Annotated in this window: 4 protein-coding genes; all 4 read right to left on the bottom strand. The window is 66.8% G+C overall.

Going from position 1 to position 6,807, the window contains the following annotated elements; translation table 11 throughout:
- Window positions 1–195 precede the first annotated feature (195 nt).
- The 4 genes from VF992_03300 to VF992_03285 all read right to left on the bottom strand — a co-directional run bounded on the left by VF992_03300 (window position 196) and on the right by VF992_03285 (window position 6,785).
- Window positions 196–4,734, bottom strand: coding sequence for a hypothetical protein (locus tag VF992_03300; protein HEX9340184.1), 4,539 nt, complete (start codon window positions 4,732–4,734; stop codon window positions 196–198).
- 84 nt (window positions 4,735–4,818) lie between these two features.
- Window positions 4,819–5,514 (bottom strand): hypothetical protein, encoded by a 696-nt coding sequence (locus VF992_03295; GenBank protein ID HEX9340183.1) that lies wholly within the window; start codon window positions 5,512–5,514, stop codon window positions 4,819–4,821.
- Window position 5,515: 1 nt separating this feature from the next.
- A complete protein-coding gene (locus VF992_03290; GenBank protein HEX9340182.1) occupies window positions 5,516–6,382 on the bottom strand; it encodes an ATPase domain-containing protein in 867 nt (288 codons plus the stop codon).
- Window positions 6,383–6,446: 64 nt separating this feature from the next.
- Complete coding sequence (locus VF992_03285; GenBank protein ID HEX9340181.1) at window positions 6,447–6,785, bottom strand: thioredoxin family protein; 339 nt, start codon at window positions 6,783–6,785, stop codon at window positions 6,447–6,449.
- Window positions 6,786–6,807 lie beyond the last annotated feature (22 nt).

Below are 6,807 nucleotides of genomic sequence, written 5' to 3'. Positions count from 1 at the left end.
CCCATCCCGAACCCGGAAGTTAAGCCCGCCCACGTTCCCTGCGGTACTACGGTGCGCGAGCCCGTGGGAAGCCTGCCCTCCTTTGAGGAGGGCTTGGGCCGGCGACCTAGGTACGCTAGCCGTCCATCCTTGTGGTGGACGGCGAAACGTGCCGTTCTAACGGCCGCCGATCCATGGAACGCTGTCAGCCACTCCCTATTCGGACCGGCGCTTCGCTCGGATTTTCAGGCCGATGACGAGCATCGGTACGGCCGCCACGAAGATCATGTCCGAGAGCTCGGGGATGGCGACGATCACGGACGACTGGCTCCCGATGAGCGCGAAACCGCCGACGGTCGTGTAGTTCAGGAACGCCCAGTTGACGAGCTGCGATCCCGTGAAGCTCGCGTTGACGCGCGCGGCGAGGGTGAGGGAGTGCGCGCCCGGCGCCACGTTCGTGAGGTTCCAGTAGAAGGTCCGCCCGTCCGTCCACGTCGCGGCCGGCGACGCGCTCACGTAGTCCAAGCCGTTCGGAAGGGTGTCGTGAATCGTGACGGTGCCCGCAGCGACGGAGCCGGTGTTGTTGTAGTATATCGTGAACGTCACCAAGTCGCCCGGCTTCGCATTCGCGGGCGTCGCGACCTTGACGACCGTGATCATCGGCCGGCTGACGGTCGTGTTCGCCCACCCAAAGCTCCGCAAAAGCGGTCGGCGGAGCTGGTCCGAGTAGTCGAGCGTCGCCGTGTTTCGAAGGACCTGGCCGTCCGTCGTGGCCGCGGTGATTTGCACGGAGACGGTGAAGGAGTGCGCGCCGGGCATCACGTTCGTGAAGACCCAGCCGTACGTCGAGCCGACGACGGAGCCGTACGGTACGCTCGACGACGCGAACGTGACCCCGGCCGGGAGCGTATCGTTCACCCACACGAACTTGGCCATGCCGGTGTCCGTGTTGTTGTAGTACAGCGTGTACGTCACGATGTCGCCGGGCGTAGCCACGGCGCGGTTCGCCGTCTTCGCCAAGCCGATCGTCGGACGATGCCGGTCGTTCGCGCGGCCGGGCGATGGGAACACGGAGATGTAGAAGTCGGACCCGTCGTTGTTCGTGTCCATCGGGAGACCCGTCACGGGATCTTTGAACCGGGACCACGACTTGCCACTCGCGACGTTGGAGGAGTAGGTCGTTTGGTCGACGACCGTCGTCCCTTGACGGAGGAGCAGCTGGGCATTGCCGTTCGGTAGGGAGTTCCCAGGCAGCGGGACGAGGAGGTAGTCAGAGCCCGAGCCCCATGGGCCGAGGACTTGCGTCGTGAAGGTGAAGATGACGTTCGGGTTGTTCCCCCGGACGATCGCGAGGTTCCAGCCGTTCAGCGGGACCGTGCTTGACGTGGGGTTCGCAAGCTCGACCGATTCCGGGTTCGGCTGCGGAGACACCTCGTTAATCACCACGTTCGTCGCGGCCTGCGCTCCGACCGGGAACCGCGCGACCGTGGCGTCCGGGAGGGCGACATCGTACCCGAGACGCCAATCCGAGGCGTAGTAGGCAATCCGGTAACCGGGAGTGAGGGACAGGGCACTCGCGTTGACCGCGAACTCCATGCGGTGTGCGTCGAGCGCGACGGCGACCGGTCCGACGAGGGTCCACGGGTTCGACCGGCCGGAGGTGAAGGCGTAGAGCCCGCTCGAGTTCACCGCCCCGTTCCGGCCGATGATCGCAATGGCATAGTCGAATCCGCGCGGCGACCCCTCAACGTCCTCCCGAAGCCCTGTAAAGGTCGAGTTGTCCGCGTCGACGTATGCGTACACGACGTCCACCCCCTCCTGGGGCTGGCCAATCGGACAGATGTAGCGCGTCACGGCCCGACCCGCGTACGGCGCCGGATACCACGCCGGAATCGTCGTGTTGAGCCAGCAGTCCGTGCCCGCCGGGTAGTCGAGGAGTCCGTCGCCGTCGACATCCCCCGACGATTGCGCGTCCGTGCGGTTGTCGTTGCTGAAGTCCAGCGAAAGGCCGGGGCCCACTGTCGCTTCGATCGAGTCCGGGACGCCGTCCAAGTCCGTGTCGATCGGCGCGACGAAGGTACGTTCGCGGGTCGTCGGGATGTCTTGGCCGCCGAGGATCCGCCCGTCCACCCGGACATAACCCGTGAGATCCGTCCCGACGTCGACGGCGGTCGCGATGAGGTCCACATTTGCGTCGTATTGCGGCGCGCCGGTCCGGTTCGTGACATCGCCAAGGAGATCCGTTCCGTATGCGCGACCGCGCCAGTCTCCGAAGGCGCCGTCGACACGCAAGGTCGTTGGCGCGGCGCCGAGGTAAACGAGGCCCGTCTCGGGCGCGCGGAGGCTCGCGCTCGCGTTCCCGCCGAGGCCGCTCACGGCGAGTCCGAAGGTCGTCGTCGGGGTGACGTTCGTCCAACGGGCCTCGACCCAGTAGACGGCCGGCGCGGAGAGGCTCTCATCCATCGGAAGGCTGGCGGAGCCGCCTACCATCGTCGTGTTCGAGAGGAACGCGTCCGCCGCATCGAGCGCGCCGCTTCCGTCGTCGCGGTACAGCGCCACGTCGACCGCATCGGACGAGTCGCCGAGCCGCGTGAGATTCAACGCGTTGAGGTGGGGCGCTCCCCCGAGCGGGGCGAGCGTCACCCGGACGACGGCCGCCCGGGGCGTCGCGACGATGTCCGGCGCGACCGTCTGCTGGCTCACCACGACGGTCGGCAGGGAGGGACGCACGGAACCGTCCGCGGCATCTCGGCCGCCGAGGTTGTCCGCCGCGTAGACGAGGACGCGCGCCTCTGCGGGATCCCGGACCGTGGTCCGGATTTCGATCTGCGAACCGAGGAAGGCGGCCTCCGAGGAGCCGCGCGGGACGAACCGCCGGAAGTCGTTCGAGCGCGTCACGCCCGTCTCGTTGAACGTGAACGTCGAGACGCCGTGCTGGATCGTGGGCCCGTCCCGCCATCCGTACGCTTCGACCATGGAATCCGCGCCGAGGTCGCCAATCGGATATCCGGTGATGGGGTCGTTGTCCTCGTCCACGAACACCAAGACGCTCGCCGTCTCGTTCGCGGCGGGGCTTTGGAACAAGAGTCCCTCGACCTGCGCCTCGACGAACAGATTTCGGTCCTGGGTGACGACCTTGATGGCAACGAGGTTGACATCGGGGGTCTGGAACGCGTCCGTCGGCGAGTCCGCGTAGGCCGGGAAGGGGGACCAGTCACCAAAATCCCCATCGATCCGGATGATCGCGGTCGGGCCGCCGGGGGAAGGGGAAAGCAAGCTCGCCAGGATCGGGACGAGGACCATCAGCGCGACGACCGCTGCGATGCCGACGACCGAGTGGGACCAGTGCGGCTGTGGGGGAATCCGAGGGGCACCGGAGCGGCCGCGCCGGCCGTTGGTGAAGCCATTTCCATTCACGAGGCCGTTCGTCGCCCCGTGCCCGAACGTCAGGCCGTTCACCGCGCCGGTCGTAAGGCCGTTGACGCGGCCCTCCGCGAGGCCGTTCACGCGACCGTTCGTGCGGCCGTAGACGCGACCGTTCGTGCGACCCCCGTTCGTCCCGTTGACGCGGCCGTTCACGCGGCCGCCTCCCGAGAGCCCGGAGGAAGCGAGGCCCGGTGACCGGAGGCCCTCCGCGGCCGCTCGGAGCGCAAGGCCCTCCTCGCGTTCGATTCGATCCGCCTGCTCGATGGCGACGCGAGACTCGTCCGGGCGGCCGAGCCGCTCCAGGATCTCGCCTTTCGTACGCCACGCGACCGCGAGGGACGGATCCGCCCGCAAGAGGGAGTCGTAGTGATCGAGGGCTTCGAGGAGCCGGGGATCGAGCGCTCTCGGCGCGGCCGTCGCGGCGGGTTGCTGCCATTTCGGCGACAGGACGGGCACATCCGCCTTCGTCCGCACCACGTCCTGCACCTCGATGCGGTGCCGGTCCTCCCGCGCCGGGTTCGGCGCGGTGGCCTTCGCGAGGGACTCTGCCGTCTCGGAGGAGCGTCCGAGTTTCTCGAGGACCTTTTCGCGTTTCGCCCACGCCCGCTCCAGCGTCGGGTCTGCCTCCAGCAGACGATCGTAGTGATCGAGCTCTTCCTGGAGCCGCTCCGCCTCCGTGGTCTCGGTCGCAGCCGCGACCCGCTGCCACCGGCTGAGGAAGTCCTTCACGACGCCTTTCTCTTTCCCGTTCGTGGCCGTCGGGGATGGGGTCTGCAGGGAAGTCCCGCAGATCGCGCAGTCCGATTCGTCCGCGAAGAGATAGGCCCCGCAGCGGGGACAGAAGGGAGCCTCCTCGTCGAGGCTCACATCCATGCCGGGCAACATGGCGAGTTCCTCGCTGCGGTACTCCCGGCCGCACACGCCGCACTTCGCGTCGCCTTTCGCCATCGCCGCGCCGCACGACAGGCAGATCTGGGCCGGCGCGTCCTCTTCTTGGAGGAAGGAGTCGATCTCGCTGGCGACTGCGAGGTCCTCGGAACCGCCGAATTCGACGCCGCACGATGCACATTTCGACGCGCCGGCGCCGGCGAAGGAACCGCATTCCGGGCACAGGAACAGTTGGTCGGACGCCTCGCCCGCGGAAGACCCGTGGAGGAGTCCGTAGAGGACGTCGACATCGCCCGACGTGAGGCCTTCGATCGCCGAGAGCTCGTCGCGGCCCGCCGCCCGCAGCAAATCGTACGTCGGGAAGCGCTCCTCGACTTTCTGTGCCTCGTCCCCGGTCCACCCGGGGATCGAGGATAGCCACTCGCGATAGCTCTCGTCCATCTACGAGAGCGGGTGGGACGGGGGCTTAAAGCGGGTTATATCGCCCCTATCACAGGGTCTATACGATCCGTTAACACGTCTCGCTCAGGACGGGCCTTTCCACGCGGTGGCGTAGGGATCGAGCGGGATATCGAGCACGACCTTCTTGGAGCCCGTGCCGAAACGCACGAGGACTGTCGTCTCGTCCCGCCGAAGCAACTCGGGCGAAAGACCCTCTTCCCCGAGCCGGCGCACGAGGCCGTCTGCGAACGCGTTCGACCGGGCACGGTTCGATTCCCGCTTCCGCGCGATCAGGTCCGTGGGATACACGCGGCGGTAACGGCCATCGTGGACGAGGGTGAGGAGTCCGAACTCCGATAGTTCCAAGGCGACCTTGCTCACGGACTGCCGCGTCAATCCGATCTCGGCGGCAATGTCCTGGAACGAGAGGCCCGGCTGTCGGAAGGCGGCTTCGAGCACGGCCGCTCGGCCCGGCGATGCGAGGGACGCAAACATCGCCGCGTCCTCCGGATCGATCAGGCCTTTCGGGAACGCCCTCGTGCCCTCGATGTGCACGTACCCGTTCTCCACGAGATCCCACGCGTGCCATCGGACTGTGGCCTGGGACATCGCGAGCTCTCGCCCAATCTCGCCCACGCGAGCGCCGGGCTTGCGGCAGAGATACCGGAACATCTGACGGCGACGCCCGTTCGCGAGGCTGCGTCCCTCGATCTCGAGGTCTTCGTCTGGCGGTTCCCGGGCGACGGCCTGCTCAAGGGCGCGACCGAGACCGCGCGCCATCTCACGACCCCTGGTACTCCTGGAGGATGAGCTCGAGCACCCGTTCCGGCTTCAGCGAGCGGAAGTCTTCGTCCGTGAGCCCATCGAGGGACTTCTCCAGATGGTCCCGCACGTTCTTCGGCATCGCTCGGGTGAGGAGCATCTGCCGCAACTGGGCGGGGGCCTTGGACGTCGCGGGCTTGCGGCCGTCGACGTCCTCGAGCACGATCCCGAGGCCCCGGACGATCTCGTAGGCGTGGGACGCTTGGCTGTGGCGACTGTTCCGGCACTTGACGATCTTCATGAGGCGCGACGTCTCGGCGCCGTCGGTGTTGAACTTCAAGTGGACCACGCAGTCCGCGAGGTACATCGGAATGACGGTCTCCGCGCCCGCGAGGTCCCCCTGCCCGTGCTCCTCGAGCGTGCACAAGACCGTCCCGACTTTCCGCGTCTGCTTGAACATGTACCCGATCAAGTCGCGTTGCTCGTAGAGGTCCTTCGTGGACCATAGGACCGGTGTGAGCGGGTCGATCGCAATCCGTGCGTTGCTCCCCTTCCAGTCCGCCACGAACGCGGGGAGCTCCTTGCGGATGAAGTTCGAGAACTCCCGGCCCGACGCGTCGATGAAGACGAGCAGCTCGTCGTCGAGGTACTCGAGGATGTCGGACCACCCCATCTCGACGGCCTCGCGGATGATCTGCTCCTTGTTTTCGTCGAGCGAGACGAAGACGCCTTCCTGGCCTTCTTGCAACCCCCGGCGGATGAACTGGGTCGCGAGGGTCGTCTTGCCCGCGCCCGAGCGGCCGATTACGACGGTCGTGCTGTTTTCGTTGACGCCGCCGTCGAGGAGCGGGTTGAGTCCATAGATTCCGCTCCGGATTTTTCGCACGCGATTTCATCCCGGCGAGCACGCTAAAAACGTGCCGCCCTGAAAATCAGGTGCGAGAGCGAATTCACGCGATGACGGGTTCTACGCGTCGGACGAACTCCGAGATCATCGACTTGTCGATCCCGTAGCCGAGGACCCCGTCTTGGCGCGCGGCGATCGTCCCATCGCGGAACAGCGCGAGGGTCGGCACGACCTCGACCGCGTAGTCGTCCCACAGCGGGTTGTCCTCGTCGTCGAGGTAGACTGCGGCGAACCGCCATGGACGCGAGGAGGCGAGGCGTTCGAAGTCCGCCTGGAACCGGCGGCAGAACGGGCACCAGGTCGCGAAGAACATCACGACGGTGGGCTCCTTCGATTCAAGGATCTCACGGTGGAACGCATCCGGGTCCCGGACCTTGAGCATCGAGGAACCGAGTCGTCGCACC

The sequence above is a fragment of the Thermoplasmata archaeon genome (assembly GCA_036395115.1).
Lineage (GTDB): Archaea > Thermoplasmatota > Thermoplasmata > RBG-16-68-12 > RBG-16-68-12 > RBG-16-68-12.
Note: the sequence above shows the minus strand (reverse complement) of the source record. Positions and strands in the feature narration are given on the sequence as shown.